Source organism: Serratia sp. root2 (assembly GCF_031931805.1).
In the GTDB taxonomy this organism is placed as follows: domain Bacteria; phylum Pseudomonadota; class Gammaproteobacteria; order Enterobacterales; family Enterobacteriaceae; genus Serratia; species Serratia inhibens.
In genome coordinates this window covers 2367367-2391477 of record NZ_JAUJXB010000001.1, presented here as the reverse complement: position 1 = coordinate 2391477, position 24111 = coordinate 2367367, and the positions used below count along the sequence as shown (strand labels likewise).

Below are 24111 nucleotides of genomic sequence, written 5' to 3'. Positions count from 1 at the left end.
ACAGAGATCACAATTTACGCAGGCATTTGCGGCGGATAAATCCGTTTGCCGTAGTTACACTGTTTCTGAGGGGGAATAATCACGCGGAGCAAGCAAAGTGGCGGGCTGCGGCAGAACGGCAGGTCAAATGCTCAATGGGCATAAGCTTATGCGGCGGGCGCAGCAGACTGCGCCCAGGGGCATTACAATCCCGGCGCTTTCCACATAGAGGTGGTCAGGCCATGGTCCACCAGCGTGAGCTGATCGGCATAGATCTGCCGCCAGGTGTGTTTTTGCTGTTGATAGAGTTCATGATTGGCGCTATCCGGTTGATATTCACGCTCCCAGCGCACCAGTTTTTCACCGGTGGCCGCCAGCGACTCATACAACCCGGCGCCGACGCCGGCGGCGATAGCGCAGCCCAGCGCGGTGGCTTCTTTCACCACCGGCACGCGAACCGTCAGGCCGGTAACATCGCTCAGGATCTGGCTCCACAGCTTGCCCTTTGAGCCACCTCCGGCGAACACCAGAGATCGCGCCTGCACGCCGGAGAAGCTGGCGATCTGTTCCAGATTACAGGCGGAGACAATGGCGGCATTTTCTTCCAGCGCACGGAACAGGGTTTGCTTATTGCAGCGTTCCGGGTCGAGCGACATATTGATGAACGACGGCGCGGCGTGATACCAGGTTTTAAAGTGCATGGCGTCGGAAAATATCGGCATCACCCCGTAGGCGCCCGGCGGCACCCGCGCCGCCATCTCTTCCAACAGGCTGTAAGCATCTACGCCCAGCCGTTCCGCCATCAGCTTTTCCTCGGCGCAGAAGGCATCGCGGAACCAGCGCATGGTTAACCCTGTGAAGAAGCTGATTGATTCCGCCTGCGCCATGCCGGGGATCACGTGCGGGTTAATGCGGATGTTCATGTCCGGATCGGTGGCCGGCTCCGGCAGATTGACGATTTGCTGCCAAAAGGTGCCGCCCAACACCGCCGTTTGCCCGGCATGCACCACGCCCAGCCCCAGGCTACCCAGTTGAACGTCGCCGCCGCCCATCACCACCGGCGTGCCGCGCACCAGGCCGCTTTGCTCCGCAGCCTGCGCGGTAATCTGCCCGAGCAGGCTGCCGGTCTCTTTCACCGGCGACAGAATATCGGCGCGTAGCCCGGCCATATCGAGCAGCGCCGGTCGCCAGTCGCGGCTGACCAAATCCAGCATGCCGGTGGTGCCTGCATTGGACGGGTCCACCGCCAGTTCGCCGCTCAGCATATTCGCCAGCCAGTCGCTGATCATGGTCAACGTCGCCGCCTGCCGATAGATGTCCGGCCGGTGGTGGGCCAGCCACAGCAGGCGCGGCATGGCGCTCAACGCCAGCGTTTGCCCGGAGTATTGGTACACCTCGCTTTCGAAATTATGGTTATGCAGCTCTTTGAGCTCGCTGACTTCATGGCTGGCACGCGCATCCACATTGGCGCAGGCCCAAATCGGTACGCCGTTGCGATCGTACAGCACTATGCCTTCGCGCATTGAGCAGCAGGCTACAGAGCGGATAGCCTGGCCAGTCAGGCCTGCATTTTGCAGCGCCTGACGGATGCACTGGCAGGTCAATTGCCAGTTGTGGATTAAATCAAACTCCATCGAGCCGGGCACCCCAGACACCGCCAGATGCCGCCACTCAGCCTGGCCCTGGGCGATCTGATTGCCCGCCAGATCGAAGATTACCGCGCGCACGCTGCCGGTGCCTGCATCCAGCGCCATCAAATAGTTATCCATAGCTCACACTCTCTGGGGTTTGGATCTTAACTATAGATGCCGGGTTCGCGCCCTCGCGTGAGCAAGGCCGGGGGGCAGCGGGATTTGTGAGCTGTGCTGCAAAATTGCCGCCGCGCAGGGTAAATCAGGGGGAATAAACCTATGGTTTGAAAGAACAGTGATTTCAAGGTTAAACAAGGAGCCGCCATGCACGTCACTTTGGTAGAAATTAACGTTAAGCAGGACAAAATCGACGAGTTTATTGAGGTCTTCCGCGCCAACCATCTGGGGGCGATCGAAGAGCCGGGCAATCTGCGCTTTGATGTGCTGCAAGATGAAAACGTCCCGACGCGGTTTTACATCTATGAAGCCTATAAGGATGAGCAGGCGGTTGCCGCCCATAAAAAGACCCCGCACTATCTGCAATGCGTGGAGAAACTGGAGGCGCTGATGACCGGGCCGCGCAAGAAAACCACCTTTATCGGTTTGATGCCGGCTTAGTGAGCGGCATCAGGGTAATTCTGTTCAATACTTTGCCGCTCCCGAGCGGCAATCTGGCATCTGCGAACTTTTTCTCAGGTGCTTGTAATCATGAATATTTACTTTTCCATGGCCGCATTTGCGCTGGCCGCTTCCATCACCCCTGGCCCGGTCAATATCCTTGCCCTGAGCGCCGGGGCGCAATTCGGTTTTAACGCTACCCTGCGGCATGTGCTTGGCGCCACGCTGGGGTTTACCCTGCTATTGATCCTGATTGGTCTGGGATTGCACCAACTGCTGGCCCTGTGGCCGGTGCTGACGAAGATCATCCAGTGGGCGGGCGTCGCATTCTTGTTGTTTATGGCTTATCAACTGGCCTTTGATGACGGGCGGCTGGGCAACGGCAACCGGCGGCAGGCACCGTCATTCTGGTACGGCGCGCTAATGCAGTGGTTGAATCCCAAAGCCTGGCTGGCGTCGGTGGCCAGCCTGGGGGCGTTTGTCGCCGACGGCGACAGGCTGCTGCTGTGGCAGTTCGCGGTGATTTATGGCGTCATCTGTTACGCCTCGGTGGCCTGCTGGGCCTACGCCGGCGCGATGTTGACCGGTTTGTTGCAGCGAGCCCGCAACGTGCAGCGCTTTAATCGGCTGATGGCGCTGCTGCTGGCGGCCAGCGCCTGTTATTTGTTAGCCGACGGTGCTTAACGCGGGTTTTGATACTGGCCGGGCGTGGCGGCCAGCAACTGTTTGAAGGTGCGCTGGAAGTGCGCCTGATCGGCAAAACCGCTTTCGCTGGCAGCTGCGGCGATAGGGTAACCGCGTTTTAGCAATCGGTGGCCAAACTGGATGCGGCGATTCACCAGATAGGCATGCGGCGTCATGCCGTAATGCTGCTTGAAGGCGCGGATCAGATAGGAAGGCGACAACGCCGCCGCCTGGCAGATCGCCTCCAGCGTTAGTGGCTGGGTGCAATGTTTACTGATAAAGGCTGCCGCAGCTTCCAGTCTGGGGTGGGCAGCCACGGCGGGTGGTTGCGCTTCGCCCAACCGGATTTGCAGATCGGTGAAATACTCCACCAGGGCAATGTGTTTTTCCAGATGGCAGCATTGCGGGTCAACCAAGAGCTCATAAAGCCGGTTCAGGCCGCCGAACAGCAGTGGATCGTGGCTGAGCACTTCATGGAACGGGATAAAGCTGCCGTCGCCGCCGGCTATCTCCCGTTGCAGCTCGCCCAGCCAGGCGGTATCGATATAAAACATGATGTATGACCAACGCCGGTCGCCAATCGGGTTGCAGGCGTGGGCCTGCTGCGGGTTGATAATCACCACGTCGCCGGCGTTGACCTGCAACTGTCGGTGACCGTTAATATAAATGCTGGTGCCGTCGGTGATGGTGCCGATAGAAAAGATTTCATGGCTGTGCAGGGCGTAGCAGACCTTGCGGCCATCTTCAATGGCGCGGGCCTCCACAAAGGGCAACTGCGGGTCGCGCCAGAACTGCGGTGCATTAACGCTCATGATCTTTCCTTTTCAATACGGCGGGGCTAGTTTGTTATAGCGTAAAACGCGTGAAGGAGGGAATACGGATGATGATTTTTAATGTGTTCGGCCGCCTGATGGGCGTCAAGCGGGTGGAGAGTGGCAATTGTTCCGCGTGACGCTGCCGGAGCGCAAATACGCGCGCAGTTACGACATCGTGCTGCCGGAGGCGTTGACCGAGGCCGATATTGCCGGCTATCTGGGGGATATTTATCATGAAGCGGCGACCGAAAGGTACCCCGATGTTTTGAGAATGGAATAAGGCCCCGGCCGAATGACCGGGGCGCAGATTAATCTTCTTCGTTGCGGGCCATCAGTTGGCGCTGGTGTTCTTCACTGGCCGCCTGGATCTCTTCCAGTACTGAACCGACATCGGCGCGCTTGCTGCTTTCCACGAACTTCCCGGTCAGCACGCTTTCCGGCGTCAGATTGCCTTCCTGATACAGCGCCCAGATCTCTTTGGCGTATTTGCTGTTGAGCAGTTCCGGCGCGTATTGACCGTAAAAATTCGACATGTTGTTGATATCGCGTTCGAACATGCTTTTGGCGTGATTATTGGCGGCGGCGTCCACCACCTGCGGCAGATCGATAATCACCGGCCCATTTTTGTCCATCAACACGTTGAACTCCGACAGATCGCCATGCACCAGCCCGGCGCACAGCATGCGCACCGCATAGTTCATCATCACCGCGTGATCGGCCAACGCCTGTTCCTGCGTCAGGCTCACATCGCTCAGGCGCGGCGCAACCAGGCCTTCTTCGTCGGTGATCAGCTCCATCAGCAGTACGCCATCCAGACAAATATCCGGCTGAGGCACGCGCACGCCCGCTTTGGCGAGCAGATACAGTGCATCGACCTCGGTGTTCTGCCAGGCTTCTTCCTGCTGCTGGCGGCCGAATTTAGATCCCTTGCTCATGGCGCGGGCATCTCGGCTGTTACGCACTTTACGGCCTTCCTGGTAATTGACGGCCTGCTTGAAGTTACGTTTGTCCGCTTCTTTGTAGACTTTGGCGCAGCGGATCTCTTCGCCGCAGCGCACGATAAAGACGTCGGCTTCTTTGCCACTCTTCAAACGGCGGATGACGTCGTCGATTAAACCATCATCTACCAATGGCTGGAGTCGTTTTGGAATTTTCATGCAGCCTTGTACCCTATTTAGGCTCCTGTGTGAATGGTTTGCTAAGGTGATACCGCAATTTAGACCTGAAAGGCAAAAATTAGTTTTGCCGCCGGGGTGACTCATCGCCGCGGCGGCGGTTTTGCTACAGGTTTTCAGCCAGCACCCAGACGCTGACGCTGCCGCCGTTTACCGGGAAAGTGGCGTTTCCCTGATCGTCGGTAATGACCTCATCCTGGCGGTTGCCGAGCAGGTCTCGCCAGGTTTTATGCGCCAGCTGCGCGCCCAGCGACACCGCTTTGCCGTTTTCGATGCCATTGGTGAGCACCACCACGCAGCCGGGTGCGTCTGCGGTACCGCTCCGACTAAAGGCCACGCAGTTTTTATCGTCAAAATAATCGGTTTGCACGCCGTTGGCAAAGCGCTGACGCGCCTGGATCAGTTTTTCCAGCTCGGGGATCACCGGCATGTCAATCTGGTATTCATTGCCGTCGCCGCCTTTGTCTTTATAGCTGGCACCGTACAGATCGGGATAGAACACGCAGGGCACGCCCTGTTCGCGCAGCAGGATCAGGGCGTAGGCCAGCGGTTTAAACCAAGGCTCGACCGGCGCTTCCAGCGACTGCAGCGGTTGAGTGTCGTGGTTGGCGACCAGCGTAACCGAGTGGGCCGGATCGGCGGCGGTCAGAGTACCGGTGAAAATCTGCGCCATATCGAATTCGTCACCCTGTTTCGAGGCGTGATGAAACTTCAGATGCAACGCCACGTCGAACAGCATCACTTTGCCATCCACCAGGTCAATATACTGCTGTAACGCTGCCAGATCGTGTGACCAGTATTCCGCGACGATAAACAGGTCGCGCTGTGCGGCGTCGCGCACATGGTCCGCCCATTCCTTAAAAAACCAGGCTGGGATGTGTTTGGCGGCATCCAGTCGGAACCCGTCGCACGGCAGGGTTTCCATCAGCCAGCGCGCCCAGTACTTCAGCTCTTCCGCCACCGCCGTGTTGCGAAACTCCACGTCGGCGCCCATCAGGTAATCGTAATTGCCTTTCTCGCCGCCGACCTGATCGTTCCAGCCGTCGTCGCCGTAGTCATTGTCGATTTTGAACACGCCTTTTTCATCCGGCTGTTCAATGTAATCGACCCCGCCAAAACATTTATAATCCCAAATAAATTTGGAGTAGGCGCCTTGGCGGCCAGGGAAAGTAAAACGTGTATAAGCCAGCGCGTCGAAGCCCTGGTCGTTGATATTGTTGCGGTTGTTGACGTCAGCTCGGTACACGTGGACCCGTTCTTTCTCGTCGGCGCCGAGCTTGTGGTTGAACACAACGTCATAAATCACCCGCACGCCGTTGTCGCGCAGCGTAGCGGCGGCATGGGTCAGCGCCTCTTTATCGCCGTATTTGGTGGCGCGGCTGCCTTTTTGATCGAACTCGCCCAGATCGAACAGATCATAACTGTCATAACCCACCGAATAACCGCCGGAAGCGCCCTTATAGGCGGGCGGCAGCCACAGATCGGTGATGCCCAGCCCGGCGATGTGCGGCGCACGTTCGGCGGCTTCCTGCCATAACTTACCCCCATCGGGATAATACCAATGAAAAAATTGCAGCAGCGTGGTTTTTTTCGTCATGAGCCAGCATCCCGGTTAGCCAGAAAGAGGTGAGGGATTGGCCTTGTTCCCGCCATATCCTCTTTTAGCATGGGCTATTTTTGGCAAAAGGGAAAATTCAATGCAGGCAGCCGCATGGCGTTGGCAAGCAGGATATTCCTGGCCTTGACAGATTGCTAAACATTCACCGGTGGCAGCACCGGCAACGATTCATTATTTTTATTCACTGGCCACCCTTTTGAATATTAGTGTTTCTCGCGCTGACGCAGGGCTTCTCCACCGCCGATAAAGCAGTCTTCGTCCAGCGTCAGGCTGGCGATTTTATGCACCGGCCCACGCATGCGGACGTGAAAATCCCCGCTAAAGCTAATCTGCAACTGGCCGCCCGGCATCCGAACGCTGACGTTGTCATCGACCAGTTTCAGCTTGCGCATCACGCTGGCGGCCGCACAACTGCTGCTGCCGGAGGCCAGGGTAAAACCGGCGCCGCGTTCCCAAATGCCGATACGCAGCGTCTGGCGATCTATCACTTCCACCAATTGTACGTTGGTTCTTTTGGGAAACAGCGGGTGATTTTCTATCTGTGGCCCCAACCGGCGGACCTGAGCCAAATCCAGCCTGTTCACCGGCACAACGCAGTGCGGGTTACCCATCGAAACCAGCGATACGCTGAGGGTTTCCTTCGCCAGCGGCAGCGGATAGTTGAGCGCTTCGGGCAAGTCGATCAGTGCCGGCAGCGCTGCCGGATTGAAATTGGCGCGGCCCATATCCACGCTGACCTGGTGTTTATCTTCATCGACCCGGCATTGCACGTCGCCACCGGCGGTGTGTACCAGAAACGGCTGATGGCCGACGCGGCCGATATCAAACAGATAGCGGGCATAAATGCGCAGGCCGTTACCGCTTTTCTCGGCTTCCGAGCCGTCCGGGTTAATGATGCGCAGCGTGGGATTGATGCTGTCACCGCTGTCGATCAGCAGGCCATCTGAACCAATGCCGTAATGGGGGTGACACAGTATGCGGATTTGTTCATTGCTCAGCCGCGTAGCGACCAAATGGTGGCACACCAGGTAATCATTACCCAGCCCGTGATATTTATGAAACAGCAGAGGTGTCATGGCGTTGTCAGATTCGCTGCAAGAGGAAACCACAGCTTACAACAGATTTTTGGCGGGGGAATAAAACAAAAGGCGGCTTAAGCCGCCTCTTTGCTCAATGGCTGATTCTGCAATTAATTGTAGATGATCGCAGTACCGTGCAGTTTGTTGTCGCCGGTGGTTGAGATGATCTGGAATGATTTGGCACCGGCTTCATCCGCTTTGGCAGCCAGTTTGCTTTCCAGGCTGGTCAGATCGGAAGCGCCGCTGACGGTGATCACGCCGGTTTTTTGCAGATCGGACGGTTGAGTATTAACCAGTTCGGCTGCGAAGCTACCGAAAGAAACAGAAGCCAGTGCGATAGCTGCGAGGGTCATTTTCAGGTTTTTCATGGTCTTATTTCCTATCTCTATTCTGTACGATGTTTGTTTGGTTGGTCATTAAATTGATTAACGATCGATAATTTAATGTTAGACGCCTGTTCGGCGTATTGCAACTATTTTTTTAATGTTCGTTAATTAATTTTCTTTTCACCGTCTTCTTCGGGGGAGGAAACTGCCGTCACCGGCCCCGCAGGAAACGATTAACTTATTGTTATTTATAGATTACTGCGGTTCCGTGCAGTTGATTTTCACCACCGGCGCCAATGATGCGGAATGATTTCGCACCGGCTGCATCCGCTTTTTCCGCCAAACTGGCTTCCAGTGAGGTAATATCGGAAGCGCCGCTGACGGTGATCACACCGGATTTTTGCTGGTCAGTCGGCTGGCTGTTAACCAGATCGGCAGCGAAGCTCCCGAAGGAAGCGGAGGCCAGAGCGACAGCAGCAAGAGTCATTTTTAAGTTTTTCATAATATTAGTTCCTATCCGAGAAGCGTAAATTGGGTTTTCAATGTCTGTCGTCAAGATTACTTAACGATCGATAACTAAATGTTAATCGCTTCTCGACGGGAGCGCAATATTTTTTTATAATGATCGTTAATTTAATTGTGAAGCCCTGCTGCGGGGCGGGATAAGAGAGGGTCTATGAGTATCAATGAAGAGGTCTGCACCAAAAAAACGCGCGGCAGACCGAAGCAGTTTGATCGCGACCGTGCGCTGGAAAGCGCACTCGATCTGTTCTGGCGGCACGGTTATGAGTCAACGTCGCTGGCCGATCTGGTCGAGGTGACCGGAGCCAAGGCGCCAACGCTGTACGCCGAATTCGGCAACAAGGAAGGGCTGTTCCGCGCTGCGGTGGAACGTTACCTGCAAAAATACACCACCTGCACCAATCAACTGTTGGAGCAGGACCTGCCGATTGCGGAAATCGTAGAAGCTTACGTCCGCTCTTCAGCGCAGGTGTTTACCGATCCGGACACGCCTTCCGGTTGCTTTATGGTGTGTGCGTCCGCCGCGCTGTCATCTTCTTCTGACGAAGTCGCCATGATGCTGCGTAAAAAGCACCATTCGCAGGAAACCAGCCTGAAGGCCTGCTTCGACCGCAAAGTGCAGCAGGGCGAGTTGCTGGCAAAAACCGACACCGGGTTACTGGCGAAGTACATTATTTGCACCATTGAAGGCATGTCGGTGCAGGCGCGTGAAGGGGCAAGCCGCGATGATTTGTTCCGTCTGCTTGATGCGCTGATGCTGGTTTGGCCGCGTCTCAGCCAGGTGGGGAATAAAGTTTAGGGAAGGTATCGGGATAAGATAAGGCCGCATCGCTGCGGCCTTGATCCGAATTACTGATTGACCGGGATCACCGCGCCTTTGTATTTTTCGCGGATAAAGTCCTGAATCTCCTTGGAGTGCAGCACTTTCACCAGCGCAACAATCTCCGGCTTGTTCACGTCGGCCTTATGCACGGTGATGATGTTGGCATACGGGTTATTTTCACCGCTTTCGACAGCGATCGGATCCTTCGTCGGGTTCAGCCCGGCGTCAATGGCGTAGTTGGCGTTAATCACTACCGCGTCGCCCTCATCATTGTTGTACATCTGCGGCAGCAGCGCGCCTTCGACGTTCGCCAGGAATTTCAGGTGTTTCGGGTTTTCCACCACGTCGGTGATGCGCGCATCCACCTTGCTCACGCCCGGCTTCAGCTTAATCACGCCTTCCTTTTCGAAGATGGACAGAATGCGGCCTTCTTCCGCCACCGCATCGCGCATGATGATTTTGCCGTTGTCCGGCAGATCTTTCAGGCTTTTATACTTCTTGGAATAAATACCGATCGGTTCGATATGGATGGCGCCGGCGCTGACGAAGTCATAGGACTTATCGCCGGCATGGTCCTTCAATACTGAATTCAGATACGGCACGTGCTGGAAATAATTGGCGTCAATATCGTGGCTGGCCAGCGCCGTGTTCGGCAGAATGTAATCCTGGAAAGGTTTGATCACCAGATCGATGCCTTCCTTTGCCAGAATCGGTTTTGCCTGTTCGAGGATCTCGGCATGCGGTACGTTGGACGCACCGACCACCAGCTTGGTTTCCGCCGCCGCACCAAAGGACGCCAACGCGGTCAGAGAGGCGAAGGCCAGCATCATCATTTGCTTTTTCATCATCATTATTCCTGAGTTATTTATCGTTTATCGAGCGTTCTTGTAATGGTGTCGCCAATGCACTGGATAACGAAAACGATCAATAAAATCGTCAGCGTCGCCACCAGCGTTACGTCACCGTGGTTGCGTTGAAACCCTTCCAGATAGGCCAGATTGCCCAGCCCGCCGGCACCGATCACCCCGGCCATCGCGGTGTAGCTCACCAGCGCGATCAGGGTAACGGTAATGCCGGAAACCAACGCCGGAGAAGACTCCGGCAGCAGCACACGGAAGATAATGGTGCCGGTTTTGGCACCCATCGAACGCGCTGCTTCGATTACGCCTTTATCCACCTCGCGCAGACCAATCTCCACCAACCGGGCGTAGAAAGGCGCAGCGCCGACAATCAGCGCCGGCAGGGCGGCGTCGGCCCCCAAAATGGTGCCGATCAGGGTCTTGGTGAACGGGATCAGCAGCACGATCAGAATGATGAAGGGGATGGAGCGGAACACGTTGACCAGCACCGAAATCAGCGAATAGACCGTGCGGTTCTGCAACAGCTGGCCCCGGGAGGTCAGAAACAGAATCACTCCCAATAAAATGCCGAGCAGCAGCGTTGCCAGCCCGGCGATGCCGGTCATATACAGGGTTTCCCAGGTGGCGTTCAGCAACTGATCAATACGCAGGTGAGGGAACAGTGACTCAATCATGTTTGATGACCTCAACGGCGATATCGCGTTCTTTCAATAATTTCAGCATGTTGTCGATTTGCAGGTCGTTGCCTTCCGCGTGGATATACAGCTCGCCGAACGACCCGTTAAGGGTGTGGCTGATTTTGCCGTGCAGGATGTTGATGGTCACCCGGTAGCGCTGGATCACATCGGAAATCACCGCCTGATGGGTTTGCACGCCGACAAACGTCAGCTTGAAAATGGCCCCAGGCAGATGTTGAGCCAGCAACGGATTGAAGTTCTCTTCGGTTTCCTGATACTGCGAAACCTGTTTAACGAACTGCCGTGTAATCGGCTGCTGCGGCTGGGTAAAGACATCGATCACCGGGCCTTCCTCAACGATGCGGCCGTTTTCCATCACCGCCACGCGGTGGCAGATTTTGCGCACCACGTGCATTTCATGAGTGATCAGCACAATCGTCAGGTTCAGCTTGCGGTTGATATCCAGCAGCAGCTCGAGAATCGAATCGGTGGTCTGGGGATCGAGCGCCGAGGTGGCTTCATCGCACAACAGCACGCCAGGGTTATTGGCCAGCGCACGGGCAATGCCGACACGCTGCTTCTGCCCGCCGCTGAGCTGCGCAGGATAGGCATCCTCGCGGCCCTGCAGGCCAACCAGCGCGACCAGCTCCGCCACCCGCTGCTTGATTTGTGCCTTGGGCACGCCGGCGATTTGCATGGAGAAGGCAATGTTTTGGCTGACGGTGCGTGACCACAACAGGTTGAAGTGCTGAAACACCATGCTGATTTTCAGCCGCGCCTGGCGCAGTTGATTGCCTTTGGCGCGCGCGATATCGAAGCCATCGACCTGAATACTGCCGCTGGTGGGGGTTTCCAACCCGTTAAGCAAACGGATCAGGGTGCTTTTGCCGGCACCGCTGTAGCCGATGATGCCGTAGATTTGCCCGGCTTCCACGGCCAGGTTGACGTCATCAACCGCGACAACGCGGCCTTGCGCGCTGTCAAAAGTTTTGCAAACGTTCGAAAGAACGATCATAGAACAGCCAATCCTTATCAAAACATCACAGTATTCCGCCCGGAGCGTGTAACGCCGGACAGGGGTCGGCTTCTGGTGGTAAATGGCAGGCGGAACGTCTGTTTCTGGTGAATACGGGCCAATCCTACCGGGGGTTTATAGTGACAGGAAGAATGTAAAATCTATTAGTTATTCTGATTCGGTATATCAAATCATGAGAGGAAGTGATGGCAAAAAATCGACCAAGGTAAACCTTGGCCGATTTGTTTTATTTAACGCTTGTCGAGCTTCATATGAAGCAGCGGGAAGGGATTGCCCTGGCCGTCGAGCGCTGAACGGCCGGTGATCTCAAAACCGTAGTGGCGGTAAAATCCGCTGGCCTGCGGGTTTTGTTCATTAACGTCCAGTAACAGCTCATCGTGCAGCGTTTCAGCGTGCGCCAGCAACGCTTTGCCGACCCCTTTGCCGCGTTGTTCCGCATCGATAAACAGCATTTCCACCTTGTTGCCGCTAAGCCCGATAAAACCGCAAGGGTGCCCGGGGCGATCTTCCGCCACCCAAACGTCGACCGCCGGCAGGTAATCGTTCAGCACCAGCGGGAACAGTTGGGCAATGTTATCTTCGGTCAGAAAGTGGTGGGTGGCGCGCACCGAACGCTGCCAAATATCTGCCAGTTGCGCGTTGTCTTCCGCCGCGCGTGCTCTGAGGGTAATCATCGAAGTCTCTGCTATCTAAGTTGAAGAAAAACAAAAATTAGATAGAGGTTTTGTGGGGTTAATGCCGAATTAACGTAGGTTAACGCCCTGCAAAAACGCCTCTGCAGTGAGTCGGACAGAAAATGTAATTCAGCGCGGTGTCCGTTTCAACCGCCACATAGCGCATTTATGCGCGCCCCCACAGTCTGGCAACGGTCAGGGCGATAAAGGCTTCCAGCTTGGGTGATTGCCGCCGCTCGGGCAGATAGACCAGATGCATCGGCCGCGGCAGCGGCGAATAGTCCGGCAGCACGCGCACCAGGCGGCCGGCGGCGATATCTTCATCCAGCAGCATAGCGGCATGCAGCGCAATGCCGAAACCGGCCAGCGCCGCACGGCGCACCCCTTCGCCGGAGTCCATCCGCAGCCGTGGCCTGACCGGCACGCTGATTTCCCCCTGCGCGCCTTGCAGCCGCCAAAAATGATTGCCGTCCCACTGACTAAAACCAAAGCAACTGTGTTGGCTGAGCTGTTCCGGCCGCGTTGGGGTGCCATGCCGGGCCAGATAATCGGGAGAGGCCGCCAACGTCATGCGGTAATCGGGCAGGGCGCGCGCCACCAGGCCGTCATCCGCGACCGGCCCGATGCGAAACGCGGCTTCATACCTTTCTTCAATCAAATCCACCTTGCGATCCGACAGCACCACCTCCGCTTCTACGTCCGGATGCTGTTGCAGGAACTCGGTAAGGATCGGCGTCAAAACGCGGTTACCGAAGGTGACCGGCGCGCTGATGCGCAACAGCCCGCTGGGCGAGTTTAACAGCGCCCTTGCGCTGGCTTCGGCGGCGTCGGCATCGGCCAGCAGGCGGCGACAGCGCTCGTAAAATACCCGGCCGGCTTCGGTTAATCCTTGCCTGCGGGTAGTGCGGTTCAGCAACGGCGCGTTCAGGCGCTGCTCCAGATAGCGAATATGCTTGCCGACCATCGTGGGGGAAATCGCCATCTCGTCGGCGGCGGCGACAAAGCTGCCTTTTTCCACCACCCGCACAAACACCGCCATGCTGGTTAAACGATCCATTATAAACCTCTGGTGTTTTCTGAATGCCCTGCGGGCCACTTTTCGGCAGTATAGCGCTCTGGGATACTGGAGGGTAACGACCGTCAGTGCGTTATTGGCGAAAAATTCCCGGAGTAATATCATGCAGGCATTAACCTTTGAACGATTTGGCGGGCCAGATGTGCTCGAATACCTTGAGCTGCCGACGCCACCGGTACCGGCAGGCGCGGTGCAGGTACGTATGGGGGCTGCCGGGCTTAATTTCGCCGATATCTATCGCCGCAAAGGCAATTATGTGCTGCACGGCACGCCACCGCATATCGGCGGTTACGAAGGCGTTGGCACCATTCTCGCCGTGGGCGAGGGTGTTAACGGCTGGCAGGTGGGAGACCGGGTTGGCTTTGCCGACGTGCCTTTCTGCCATGCCACGCGCATCAACGTGCCGGTGGATCATGCGCTGCGGTTGCCGCAGGCGTTGAGCGACGTCGAGGCCGCCTCGATTTTGTTGCAGGGGCTGACGGCGCAGTACCTGATTAACGACAGCGTGCAGGTGCGGGCGGGCGATCGTGCGCTGGTGCATGCGGCGGCCGGCGGCGTCGGGCAAATATTGACCCGGATGCTGGTGGCGCGCGGCGCGCAGGTTTATGCGCTGGTGTCTTCGGCGCACAAACAGCAGATTGCCCTGAAGAATGGCGCGACGGCGGCCTTTACCTACCAGCAGGACTGGGTGGCGCAAATCGCCGCGCTGACCGACGGCGGTGTCGAGTACGGTTTTGATTCGGTCGGCATCACGCTGCAGCAAAGCATTGACGCGCTGCGCCCCGGCGGCCGGGTGGTGACTTTCGGCATGGCGGGGGGCGAGGCACCCGCGATCTCGGCTTATCACCTGATGATGGATTCCAAAGGCGTGGTGGGCGGCGATCTCTGGACCTACCTCAATAGCGGCGCAGCGCGCCGCGAGCGGGCAGAACGGCTGTTCGCCAGTTGGCAGAACGGTGAATTTGCTCTGCCGCATATCGAGACTTTCCCGCTGAGCGAAGGCGCGGCTGCCCATCGCCGGCTGGAGGATCGCAGCTTTGCCGGCAAGATTGTTTTGCTCAACGAGCAGGACTAAAACCGCCGCGTGATACACTGGCCACCGGATGATTAAGGGGCCAGGCAGGATGGAAGCACTACGCGCAGCGATAGAAAAACAGGTGATCGGCCTGACCGGGCTGGCGCTCGGCGGCATAGATTTCGAAAACCCGGCGGGTGACCCCGGCCTGTTTGGCCCGCAGTCGGTCATCTGGCGGGTACACTGCGATTTCACCTCAATGCTGTGCGGCGGCGTCAGCGCCTTGCTGTTGCAAATGCTGCACCCGCTGGCGTTGGCCGGGGTGTGGGATCACTCCAATTTTCGCGAAGACATGCTTGGCCGCCTGCGCCGCACCAGCCAGTTTGTCTCCGTCACCACCTTTGGCCCCACCGCAGAAGCCGAACGGCTGATCGCCAAGGTGCGGGCCATTCATCTGCAAGTGACCGGGGTCAGCAACGACGGCAGACCTTATGCCGCCAGCGATCCCGATCTGCTCACCTGGGTGCACGTAGTGGAAAGCAGCTGTTTCCTGGCGAGCCACCTGCGTTACCGCAACCCGCATCTTTCCCCCGAACTGCAAGATCGCTATTACCGGGAGACGGCGCACGTTGCCGCCGCTCTGGGTGCGCGCGATATTCCCACTTCCTGTGCGGCGGTGGCCGATTATCTGCAGCGGATGCGGCCGCAACTGGTGTGCGATGAGCGCACGCGGGAAGTGGCGCGCATTCTGCTGGCCGCCCCGGCACCGAGCGCATTGGCACGGCCTTTTGGTTGGTTGGTGATGCAGGCGGGTATCGATCTGCTGCCCGACTGGGCGCAGCAGCAGTTTGATTTTTATCCCGGCAGGCTGCGGCGGCGCATGGTGAGGGTGGGCGCAGGTGGCGTCGGTAAAGTGTTGCGCGCGTCGATGCGCAACGGGTCCTATCAGCGTGCCGTACGGCGAATTAACAAACCGGCGTAAGCTCCTGCCGCCATAAGCGCTATACCCAAAATAATTGGAGTTGCATCTCGGCGGCAAGGCCGTTCATCCCCGGGAGCTTGGTAAACTCAGTGGCTGGGGTGCACGGGTGCAGCCAACACAGATGCAGCTTCAAGTATGACGGGTCTATAGTTATTACCAATAACCCAATGTTTTATCCCCGTTTATGGCCTTTTTGAGACTTTTACGGGTGATCCGGCCACGGATGCGCTTTACACTTGGGAAAAGCCGAATTCCAATTTATTGGTGCGCAGCATTATTCTGCGCCGTGACCCTATTGTTGAGGTGATATGAACGAGTCATACGTACTTGCTGAAGTCAGTAATGAGAATCAGACGCTGGTGGCGGTGGTTCAGCAAGATCACCGGGCAGCTTATTTTTACATTTACCCTGCAGAAGAAAACGGCGAGCGTTTTCAGGTACGCGCCTGCTGGCTGCGTAATCTGGTGGCTGCGCCCTTGCAGGAAGATCGCGCCGCGCTTGAACGGGGCCAACCGCCTATGCTGGCGGCCGAGTTTTGCCGCAATCTGGAAGGGGAAGCGCCGCTGAACCCGGAGGGGTTGACGGTGGTCTGGACCGAAAGCGACGACGGCGCTGCGCTGTGGTATTACGGCCAATTGCTGGCGGTGATCCCCGGCTGGAGCCTGTATATCGACCATTCGGTGTGCTATTCCGCCAGTTGCATCAAAGAGAGCCCGCTGGCTTACCCACTGGGTTCCGCCTCTACCAACACCCAGTATGCGCTGGCGGAAAACACCCGCCAGTTTTGGCGCAGTTGGCAGCGGGAGGAAGGCAACCCGTGGCCAAAAATGCAGAGTGATTATCAGGCGCGTTATGAGCAGCATTTTGGCCCTTCGGTAAAATACTACGCCATCGATCAGGGCAAATGGCCGCCGATGGCGATTACCCAACACGAACGCGACGGTATTTATTATTTTCTCACCATGGGCGTCAGCATCCGGCCGATGCCGTGGGTAGAAATTCTGTTTAACGACGATGCCAGCCGTTATCGCCGCATGGAAATGGGCATCGCCATCGACGGCCAGTACATGACCGAAGAAAACGCGGTGCAAATGGCCAGCGCGCTGGCCGGCTTCGCGCACGTACCCTGGGCGAAAATCACCTGGTTTGGCGAAGGACATACGCTGGAGTCGGAAGTAGCGCCGCTGGGGTATGAAGGTTATGTGCTGTCCTCGGCGTTTTATCCTTATAACGAGCATCTGACGCTGCCGAAACAGTACGGCGATCCGGTGAACATTTTCTGGGCCAGCCCGGTATTCGAAGCCGAACGCCTGCTGGCGCACGCCACGCCGAACGGCGGCCACGATTTGGTGAACAAGCTGCGCGAACAGGGCGTTGATCATATCTTCCGCCCACGCCAACCGGTATGCTGAGAGGGCATTTTTCTCAGGGGATCAATCATGAAGTCAGCGTTGTTGATTATCGATGTGCAGAAAGGGCTGTTTACGCCACCGCCGGCGGATGCCGAAGCGACGATTGGCCGGATCAACCAACTGAGCGACCGAGCCCGCCTGGCCGGCGTACCGGTGATTTTTGTCCAGCATCACACGGCTGACGAAGAGCTGGCGCACGGCAGCGACGCCTGGCAGATTGACCCCGCGTTGCAGGTGAAAACCGGCGATCACCGGGTGGAAAAAACCACGCCGGATTCGTTCCTGCGCACCGGGTTGGGGCAGTTGTTGATCGCCCACGGCGTAACGCACCTGGTGATTTGCGGCTATTCCACCGAGTTCTGTGTGGACACCACCACCCGCCGCGCCGCCGGGCTGGGCTACCCGGTCACGCTGGCGGCGGATGCCCACACCAGCCACGACAAAGCGCACGCGACGGGCCTGCAGATCCGCACTCATCACAACGCCACGCTGTCGAATATCGAGAGCTTCGGCGTGCTGATCGACGCGCTGCCGACGGCGGAGATCCACTTCTGATCGACAGAGAAAAGGCCCGGCGCGAGTCGGGCCCGTGAGTTGTTATTTCAATCCCGCCCTGCGCGCAGCCACCTTGGCCAACGCCGACCAGTCCAGATCCGCATCGCCCTGCGCCACCGCGTCGAGGAAGTTATCCTTCAGCACGCTGGCGAACGGCATTGGCGTGTGGCTGTTGGCTCCGGCCTCCAGCGCCAGGCTCACGTCTTTCATACCCAAGCTTAATTTGAAGCCGGCCGGTTCGAACCTTTCTTCGGCAATCAGTGCGCCATAACCCTTGTAGGCCGGGGAGGCGAAAAGGGTGCTGCTGAGCATGTGCAGATAATCCGTGCCGGAAACGCCGTAGTTACGTACCAGCGCACTGCCTTCCGCCATCGCCTCAATTGCGCTGGCCAGCGTGAAGTTGGCGGCAATTTTGACGATATTGGCCTGTTCGGGCTGCTCGCCAAAATGCCAGGTCTGCTGGCCGAGCACTTCAAACAGTGGCTGGACTTTGGCGAGCAACTGCGCATCACCCGCCGCCAGAATGTTCAGTTTGCCGGCCGCGGCGACGTCCACCCGCCCCAGTACCGGTGCGGCGATATAGCCGACGTTGCGCTCGGCGTGCAGCGCCGCTAGTCGTTTGGCCAGCGCTACCGATACCGTTGCCATATTGATGTGGATCACCCCCGGTTGCAGCCGTTGCAGCAGGCCGCTTTCCACCACCACCTGCTCGGTCGCCGCGTCGTTGGCCAGCATGGTGATCAAGACATCCACATCGGCCAGCTCGTCCGCTTGCTGCGCCTGCATAGCCCCGGCGGCGACCAGCGGTTGCGTCGGTTGGGGGGAGCGGTTCCATACTTTCAGCGCATACCCTGCCTGCAACAGGTTGGTGGCCATGGCGCTGCCCATTCCGCCCAGTCCGGCAAATCCGATCTTCATATTGCGTTCCTTCTTCAGGTTGAATCCCTACACCCTAGCGCGGCAGGCTGAGAACGCCAATGGCGGAATGTAACGCTTTCTTACCCGACCCGGGCGCCGCCGTTAATCGATGTGATGGTGCCGGTGATAAATGAAGCCTGTTCCGAGGCGAGCCACAATGCGGCGGCGGCAACATCTTCTACCCGGCCGGTGCGCGCCAGCGGCGTTTCTGCCGCAATGGCATCAATGCGATCCTGCGGCAGCCCGGCACCGAAGAAGCGCGTATCGGCGATAAAACCCGGTGCAATGGCGTTAACGGTGATCCCCTGCGGGCCCAGTTCGCGCGCCAGGTTGAGGGTAAAGCCCTGTACGCCAGCCTTGGCGGCGGAATAGCCGAGCGCGCCGGGGCTACCGCTGCCGCATTGGGCAGCAATCGAACTCAGGTTAATGATGCGTCCGCCCGGTTTGCGCAGGTGCGGCAGCATCGCCAGGGTGAACAAAAAGGTACTTTTCAGGTTACCCTCGATCACCGCATCCCACTCGCGCTCGGCCTGCGCCAGCGGCGTGTCGGCTGCAATCACCCGGGTAAAGCCGGCGTTGTTGACCACTACATCCACCGTACCGAGATCTTCCGCCAACCGTGCAGCCACTTCTTCTACCGCCCCGCGACGGCTCAAGTTCGCCGCATAGTGGCGGGTGCCTGGGCCAATTTGCCGGGCGGCTTGCTGCAGACGCTGGGGGTCACGCGCCACGATGGCGATGCGGTAATCCTGTTGCGCCAATTGCTGGGCGATGGCCAGCCCAATGCCGCTGGAGCCACCGGTGATAATTGCTGTACGTTGTGTCATACCCGATCCTCATTCACCGCCGGCCACCCCGGAATGACGTGGTCCGGCGGTCAGGAAAAGTATTGGCTTTTGGTATCGATACATCCAATACTCTATTTATGCTTTCAAAATACGAAAAAGGTATCGCGTGATTGAACTACGCCAGCTTAGGCAGTTTATTGCCGTGGCCGAAGAGATGAGCTTTCATCGCGCCGCCGAGCGCTTGCATATGGCACAGCCGCCGCTGACCGCCGCCATCAGAAAAATTGAGCAGGAGCTGGGCGTGCCGTTGCTGGAGCGCGGCAACCGCATCACGCGCATTACCGAAGCGGGGCAGGTGTTTTTGATCGAGGCGCGTCGCACCCTGGCGCAGTTCGAGCGCACCCTGGGCAATACCCGACGGGCGGCACGCGGCCTGACTGAATCGCTGCGCCTGACTTTTGTCGACAGCACGGTGAATGCCCTGTTGCCGGGGATACTGCGGCAGTTTCGCCTCGAGCATCCGCTGGCGGAATTTCATCTGCAGGAAGCGACGACCGCCGAGCAACTGATCGCCCTGCGTGACGACCGCGCCGATATCGGCATGGTGGTGCTGCCGGTGGCCCCGCAGGAAGGTTTGCAGATCCAGCCTTTCTTGTTCGATCGCATGGTGCTGGCACTGCCGGATCACCACCCGTTGGCAGCGCGACAAGAGGTGGCGCTGCGCGATCTGGCCGATCAGCCGTGGCTGCTGTTTCCGGCGCATTATGGGCCGGGCATGCACGCCGCGATCCTGCAAGCCTGTGCGGTGGCGGGGTTCAGCCCGCGCATCGTGCAAGAGGCGCGGCAGATGCAGACGATCGGTGGGTTGGTGGCCGGCGGAGTCGGGATTGCGCTGATGCCTGCGCTGTTTGCGGTGCTCAAATCCCCCGGCGTGGTGTTCCGTGAACTGAGCGGCGTGGGCAGCCCGGTGCCTTATACGCTGGCGCTGGCATGGCAAACGTCCTCACCACTGACCGACGCGTTTTGCCATATCGCCGCGGAACAGGCGGCGGCCTATCGGCGTGAGGTTATTGACAACCAACGCGTTGGGGAGATAATTTAAAAACATGAATACGCCGTTGCACTCCACTCACAGCCAGTCTTGGTGGCGCCTCCTCTGAAGGCGGCACGGGTATTCACACCTCTTTTCAATGCCGCCGGTTCTGGCGGCATTTTTATTGCGTTGATCCGGCGGTGTCTTTACTTTCAGGAGCAATGCAATGAGCTATACCATTCTCACCGGCGATCGCGCCACCGGGTCTCTGCATTTGGGCCACTATGTCGGATCACTGCGCCAACGGGTTGAGCTGCAACAGGCACATCAACAAACGGTGTTGGTCGCGGATCTTCAGGGGCTGACCGATAACGGCAACAATCCGCAAAAAATCAGCGATAACGTGCTTAACCTGGTAGCCGACTACCTGGCCGTGGGCATCGACCCGCAGAAAACCACGATTTGCCTGCAATCCGCGCTGCCTGCGCTGGCGGAACTGACGATGTATTACCTTAACTTGGTCAGCGTAGCGCGGCTGGAACGTAACCCAACGGTGAAAAGTGAAATTATCGAAAAAGACTTTTCCCGCAACCTGCCGGCCGGTTTTCTGGTTTATCCGGTCAGCCAGGCGGCGGATATCACCGCTTTTGGCGCGACCCACGTGCCGGTCGGGGAAGATCAACTGCCGATGCTGGAGCAAACCAACGAGATCGTGAGGCGGTTCAATCGTATCGTCGGCAGGCCGGTATTGACGGAATGCCAGCCGCTGCTGAGCAAGGTCAGCCGTCTGCCGGGGCTCGATGGGAAGGGCAAGATGTCGAAATCGCGGGGTAACACCATTATGCTGGGGGCTGATGCCGATCAGGTGCATAAGGCTGTGATGAGCATGTTTACCGATCCGGGTCATTTAAATGTCAGCGACCCTGGCCGCGTGGAGGGCAACATGGTGTTCACCTATCTGGATGCCTTCTATGACGACGCCGTGCTGGTGGCTGAGTTGAAGGCGCACTACCGCCGTGGCGGGTTGGGTGATATGAAAATCAAACGCCTGCTGGAAGATTGCCTGCAAAGCTTGCTGGAGCCGATTCGCACCCGTCGGGCCGAATATATGGCCGATAAGGGCGAGTTGCTGCGTATTTTGCAACACGGAACCCAATGTGCCGACCAGATCAGCAGGCAGACGTTGGCGCGCGTGAAGGCCGCGTTGGGGCTGGATTTCTTCACTCTGAATTGAACGCCCACCCTCTGCAGCAGGTGAGGGGGGCGTGAGGCGGGAGTCAGGCTGCGCTGTCGACAATCGGGTGTTTGACCACGAAGAGATACGATAGCGCGCCGATGACGGTGAAGCAGGCGCAAAGGATAAGCGCCAGTTTAAAGGAGTGGGTGGTATCCAGAATAAAGCCGGTGATCACCGGGGCGAACGAGGCGAAAATAAAGCTGGCGAAGTTCTGAATGCTGCCGACCGAGGCGGTCATGCGCGAGGTCACCGCCACGTGGATCAGGCCCCAGCAAGAGGTGCCGGCAAAGTGGATGCAAAACAGCGCCATGCCGATCAGGACTACGGCGCTGTAGGTGGTGGTGGCTTGCGGCACAATGGCGGTGAAGGACGCGGACAGCAACATGCCGGCCACGATGCAGATTTTGCGGCTTTTCAGCGGGGCCATGCCACGGCGAACCAGGAAGTCGGTGACAAAGCCGTTCGACAACATGCCGGCGGCGCCGAACAGGAACGGAATGGCGCTCATCAGCCCGGTGCTTTTCAGATCCAGATGATAGGTGGTTTGCAGGTAGCCCGGCAGCCAGGCCAGATACAGCCACGCGGTGTAGTTGATGCCGCTAAAACCGATCATCATGCCCCACATGGTGCGGTTCCTGAATAACGAGCGCCACTCGCGGAAGTTCACCGGTTCGCGCCGCGCGCTGACGCTGCCGGCATTCAGATAGGCCTGTTCCTGGGCGCTCAGGTCGATGTCCTGGCGGTTGCGATACAGCATATACCACCCGATCGACAGCGCGATCCCCAGCACACCGATGGTGATGAACATCCCACGCCAGCCGAAGGCCAGCATCATGGCGGTGAGGATCGGCGGGCTGATCGCCAGGCCAATGGTGGACGCCGCGTTGAAAATTCCCATCGGCATACCGCGATGTTTGATGTTGAACCAATCGTTGATCACCTTCACGCCGCACGGGTTCATCGGCGCTTCGCCGATCCCCAGCCCGATGCGCACCCAGATAAACTGGGTGAAATTGTGGATCATGCCGGACAGCGTCTGGAACACCGACCAGACGAACATTCCCACCCCCAGCATAATGCGCGGGCCTTTACGATCCAGCAGTAACCCGCAGGGCAGTTGGGCGATGCCGTAAGCCAATGAAAACGCGGAAAGCAGCAGGCCGATTTCGGTACCGCTCAGGCCCATTTCCTCCCGGATGGTGGAGTTCGCGACCGACAGCGAACTGCGGTCAAGGAAGTTGATAATGGCGGCGAAAAACAACAACAGCATGGCAGTGGTCTGGATTTTTTTAATTCTTGCCGAACGTACCAGCAGGCCGTTTGGCGGCATCGGAATGATGTGATCTGAATAAGGGTCAATCTGTTCTTTTCCGCTGTCAACGGTGGTGGTTCTTTCCATCTTTGCCTCCAGAATTTCGCATTAATAATATTTATTATTCCGGGTATTCCCCTGGGTGGTGCATTAGCAGGCGATCGGCAGTAAGCCTAGATGGGGGGATATTTTAGCGATGCGTTTTTGTCGCGGTTCCGTGCGGCAGTTACTATTTTGCTGCTCTTTATCGGTTTTAAATGCCGCCTTCGGTGTTTTTTATCGATAAAAAACGATCAGGCGGCGTCCTGATGGATGGAACGGATCATCGATTGCTTGGCCGTGTCCAAGTGGCGATGCAGCGCGTTGATCGCTTCCTGGTCATTGCGGCAGATCAACGCGCTGAGGATGATCATATGTTCTTCAATGGCAATGATATTGCGCTGTTTCAGGTCGGTTTCATCCCACTGGTAGTGGAAGTGGAAAATCACCGAAATGATCTCCAGCGACTGGTTGAAAAACGGGTTGTTGGCGGCGGAGAGGATCAGCCCGTGGAAGTCGCGATCCAACTGGGAGAACAGGCGATAGCTGTCGCTGATGCTTTCCCGCAACTGGCGGTGGCGGCTCAACAACTCCCTGGCCTGCAGCCAGCGTTCGTCGTCGGCGGGCAAGTTGATGAAGCGGGACAGGGCATGGGTTTCCAGCATCTGGCGCAGTTCAAACAGCTGCTCGGCATAGTTTTGATCAAACTTTTTCATGCGCCACTGGCCGCGCTTGACGGTTTCGATCAGGTTATAACGGCTGAAGTGCAACAGGAATTCCCGCACCACCAGCGGGCTGACGTTGGCGATGCGCGACAGTTGCAGCTCGCTGAAGCTGTCGCCGGCGCGCAGCTGCTTCTGGTTAATCATCTGATAGAAGGCTTTTTTGAACTCTTTGTCCTGCTCTTCCAGCGAATGGCTCACGCACTCGAAGCCGTCCTCCGCCTGTGGCGGCCGTACGATCACATAGTCGTCCCCGACCTTTTCCAACACCCCGCGCTGGTCGAGGTGGGCCAGCGTGTGGCGTACCGTGGTGCGGCTGATGTTATACATTTCGGCCAATGCCGCCTGTGAAGGCAGCGGCGAACGGAGATGGCCGCCGTGAATGCCCTCAATCATCTGGTTAACCACGTTTTGCCGCAGGTTCTGGGTTCTGCTCATGGGCTGTCTCTGGTGTTTTTTATGCATTTAAAACCAATTTAAATCGGTTTATTTAGTGCTGCCTCACA

General features: G+C 57.7%; 25 protein-coding genes and 1 pseudogene. 10 read left to right on the top strand and 16 right to left on the bottom strand.

The window, feature by feature from the left end:
* Positions 1-182 precede the first annotated feature (182 nt).
* A complete protein-coding gene (lsrK, locus tag QZQ97_RS11000) occupies positions 183-1748 on the bottom strand; it encodes an autoinducer-2 kinase (protein ID WP_311993469.1) in 1566 nt (521 codons plus the stop codon).
* Positions 1749-1934: 186 nt separating this feature from the next.
* Here lsrK and lsrG point away from each other — a divergent pair, with 186 nt between their 5' ends.
* Both lsrG and QZQ97_RS10990 read left to right on the top strand, forming a co-directional pair.
* Positions 1935-2228 carry a (4S)-4-hydroxy-5-phosphonooxypentane-2,3-dione isomerase gene (gene lsrG / locus QZQ97_RS10995; protein ID WP_013812026.1) on the top strand — a complete coding sequence of 98 codons (294 nt, stop codon included), beginning with the start codon at positions 1935-1937 and terminating at the stop codon, positions 2226-2228.
* Between the two features lie 90 nt (positions 2229-2318).
* Positions 2319-2912 (top strand): LysE family translocator, encoded by a 594-nt coding sequence (locus QZQ97_RS10990; RefSeq protein WP_311993468.1) that lies wholly within the window; start codon positions 2319-2321, stop codon positions 2910-2912.
* Here the strand turns inward: QZQ97_RS10990 and QZQ97_RS10985 are convergent.
* Positions 2909-3724: an AraC family transcriptional regulator gene (locus tag QZQ97_RS10985; RefSeq protein ID WP_311993467.1), complete on the bottom strand. Its 816-nt coding sequence runs from the start codon at positions 3722-3724 to the stop codon at positions 2909-2911. The two genes, QZQ97_RS10990 and QZQ97_RS10985, sit on opposite strands and share 4 nt — an antisense overlap.
* A 68-nt stretch (positions 3725-3792) precedes the next feature.
* Here QZQ97_RS10985 and QZQ97_RS10980 point away from each other — a divergent pair.
* A pseudogene (locus QZQ97_RS10980) lies at positions 3793-4007 on the top strand (DUF7661 family protein).
* 28 nt (positions 4008-4035) lie between these two features.
* On the opposite strand, the gene QZQ97_RS10975 reads toward QZQ97_RS10980, so the two are convergent.
* The 5 genes from QZQ97_RS10975 to bhsA (QZQ97_RS10955) form a co-directional block, all read right to left on the bottom strand.
* Positions 4036-4884, bottom strand: coding sequence for a PA4780 family RIO1-like protein kinase (locus QZQ97_RS10975; RefSeq protein ID WP_004942055.1), 849 nt, complete (start codon positions 4882-4884; stop codon positions 4036-4038).
* Between the two features lie 124 nt (positions 4885-5008).
* Positions 5009-6499: an alpha-amylase gene (gene amyA, locus QZQ97_RS10970; RefSeq protein WP_311993466.1), complete on the bottom strand. Its 1491-nt coding sequence runs from the start codon at positions 6497-6499 to the stop codon at positions 5009-5011.
* A gap of 224 nt (positions 6500-6723) precedes the next feature.
* Complete coding sequence (gene dapF / locus QZQ97_RS10965) at positions 6724-7596, bottom strand: diaminopimelate epimerase (RefSeq protein WP_311993465.1); 873 nt, start codon at positions 7594-7596, stop codon at positions 6724-6726.
* A 113-nt stretch (positions 7597-7709) separates the two neighbouring features.
* The gene (gene bhsA / locus QZQ97_RS10960) at positions 7710-7967 is read right to left on the bottom strand and encodes a multiple stress resistance protein BhsA (RefSeq protein WP_311993464.1); all 258 of its coding nucleotides are present in this window, start codon (positions 7965-7967) and stop codon (positions 7710-7712) included.
* 202 nt (positions 7968-8169) lie between these two features.
* A complete protein-coding gene (bhsA, locus tag QZQ97_RS10955) occupies positions 8170-8427 on the bottom strand; it encodes a multiple stress resistance protein BhsA (protein ID WP_311993463.1) in 258 nt (85 codons plus the stop codon).
* Positions 8428-8601: 174 nt separating this feature from the next.
* On the opposite strand from bhsA (QZQ97_RS10955), the gene QZQ97_RS10950 reads away from it, so the two are divergent.
* Complete coding sequence (locus tag QZQ97_RS10950) at positions 8602-9246, top strand: TetR/AcrR family transcriptional regulator (protein WP_311993462.1); 645 nt, start codon at positions 8602-8604, stop codon at positions 9244-9246.
* Positions 9247-9296: 50 nt separating this feature from the next.
* On the opposite strand, the gene QZQ97_RS10945 is transcribed toward QZQ97_RS10950, so the two are convergent.
* The 5 genes from QZQ97_RS10945 to QZQ97_RS10925 form a co-directional block, all read right to left on the bottom strand.
* Positions 9297-10118: a MetQ/NlpA family ABC transporter substrate-binding protein gene (locus QZQ97_RS10945; RefSeq protein WP_442995180.1), complete on the bottom strand. Its 822-nt coding sequence runs from the start codon at positions 10116-10118 to the stop codon at positions 9297-9299.
* Between the two features lie 17 nt (positions 10119-10135).
* The gene (locus QZQ97_RS10940) at positions 10136-10804 is read right to left on the bottom strand and encodes a methionine ABC transporter permease (protein ID WP_311993461.1); all 669 of its coding nucleotides are present in this window, start codon (positions 10802-10804) and stop codon (positions 10136-10138) included.
* Positions 10797-11822 (bottom strand): methionine ABC transporter ATP-binding protein, encoded by a 1026-nt coding sequence (locus tag QZQ97_RS10935; RefSeq protein ID WP_311993460.1) that lies wholly within the window; start codon positions 11820-11822, stop codon positions 10797-10799. Before QZQ97_RS10935 ends, QZQ97_RS10940 begins: the two co-directional genes overlap by 8 nt.
* Positions 11823-12073: 251 nt before the next feature.
* Positions 12074-12517 carry an acetyltransferase gene (locus tag QZQ97_RS10930; RefSeq protein WP_311993459.1) on the bottom strand — a complete coding sequence of 148 codons (444 nt, stop codon included), beginning with the start codon at positions 12515-12517 and terminating at the stop codon, positions 12074-12076.
* A 166-nt stretch (positions 12518-12683) separates the two neighbouring features.
* The gene (locus QZQ97_RS10925) at positions 12684-13574 is read right to left on the bottom strand and encodes a LysR family transcriptional regulator (RefSeq protein ID WP_311993458.1); all 891 of its coding nucleotides are present in this window, start codon (positions 13572-13574) and stop codon (positions 12684-12686) included.
* A gap of 121 nt (positions 13575-13695) precedes the next feature.
* On the opposite strand from QZQ97_RS10925, the gene QZQ97_RS10920 reads away from it, so the two are divergent.
* The 4 genes from QZQ97_RS10920 (at position 13696) to QZQ97_RS10905 (ending at position 17556) form a co-directional block, all read left to right on the top strand.
* Positions 13696-14667 carry a quinone oxidoreductase family protein gene (locus QZQ97_RS10920; protein ID WP_311993457.1) on the top strand — a complete coding sequence of 324 codons (972 nt, stop codon included), beginning with the start codon at positions 13696-13698 and terminating at the stop codon, positions 14665-14667.
* Positions 14668-14716: 49 nt separating this feature from the next.
* Positions 14717-15589: an oxygenase MpaB family protein gene (locus QZQ97_RS10915; RefSeq protein ID WP_311993456.1), complete on the top strand. Its 873-nt coding sequence runs from the start codon at positions 14717-14719 to the stop codon at positions 15587-15589.
* Between the two features lie 308 nt (positions 15590-15897).
* Entirely contained in the window at positions 15898-17001 is a 1104-nt protein-coding gene (locus tag QZQ97_RS10910; protein WP_311993455.1) for a suppressor of fused domain protein, read from the top strand.
* 27 nt (positions 17002-17028) lie between these two features.
* A complete protein-coding gene (locus tag QZQ97_RS10905; RefSeq protein WP_311993454.1) occupies positions 17029-17556 on the top strand; it encodes a cysteine hydrolase family protein in 528 nt (175 codons plus the stop codon).
* A 42-nt stretch (positions 17557-17598) separates the two neighbouring features.
* Here the strand turns inward: QZQ97_RS10905 and QZQ97_RS10900 are convergent, their stop codons facing one another.
* Together QZQ97_RS10900 and QZQ97_RS10895 are read right to left on the bottom strand one after the other, a co-directional pair.
* Positions 17599-18474 (bottom strand): NAD(P)-dependent oxidoreductase, encoded by an 876-nt coding sequence (locus tag QZQ97_RS10900; RefSeq protein ID WP_311993453.1) that lies wholly within the window; start codon positions 18472-18474, stop codon positions 17599-17601.
* 80 nt (positions 18475-18554) lie between these two features.
* The gene (locus tag QZQ97_RS10895) at positions 18555-19301 is read right to left on the bottom strand and encodes an SDR family NAD(P)-dependent oxidoreductase (protein ID WP_311993452.1); all 747 of its coding nucleotides are present in this window, start codon (positions 19299-19301) and stop codon (positions 18555-18557) included.
* 127 nt (positions 19302-19428) lie between these two features.
* On the opposite strand from QZQ97_RS10895, the gene QZQ97_RS10890 reads away from it, so the two are divergent.
* Together QZQ97_RS10890 and trpS are read left to right on the top strand one after the other, a co-directional pair.
* Positions 19429-20364 (top strand): LysR family transcriptional regulator, encoded by a 936-nt coding sequence (locus QZQ97_RS10890; RefSeq protein ID WP_311993451.1) that lies wholly within the window; start codon positions 19429-19431, stop codon positions 20362-20364.
* Positions 20365-20521: 157 nt separating this feature from the next.
* On the top strand, positions 20522-21529 hold the full coding sequence (gene trpS, locus QZQ97_RS10885; RefSeq protein WP_311993450.1) for a tryptophan--tRNA ligase: 1008 nt from the start codon (positions 20522-20524) through the stop codon (positions 21527-21529).
* A 43-nt stretch (positions 21530-21572) separates the two neighbouring features.
* Here the strand turns inward: trpS and QZQ97_RS10880 are convergent, their stop codons facing one another.
* Positions 21573-22931 (bottom strand): MFS transporter, encoded by a 1359-nt coding sequence (locus QZQ97_RS10880; RefSeq protein WP_311993449.1) that lies wholly within the window; start codon positions 22929-22931, stop codon positions 21573-21575.
* A 206-nt stretch (positions 22932-23137) separates the two neighbouring features.
* Positions 23138-24043: a GntR family transcriptional regulator gene (locus tag QZQ97_RS10875; protein WP_311993448.1), complete on the bottom strand. Its 906-nt coding sequence runs from the start codon at positions 24041-24043 to the stop codon at positions 23138-23140.
* Positions 24044-24111: the final 68 nt, after the last annotated feature.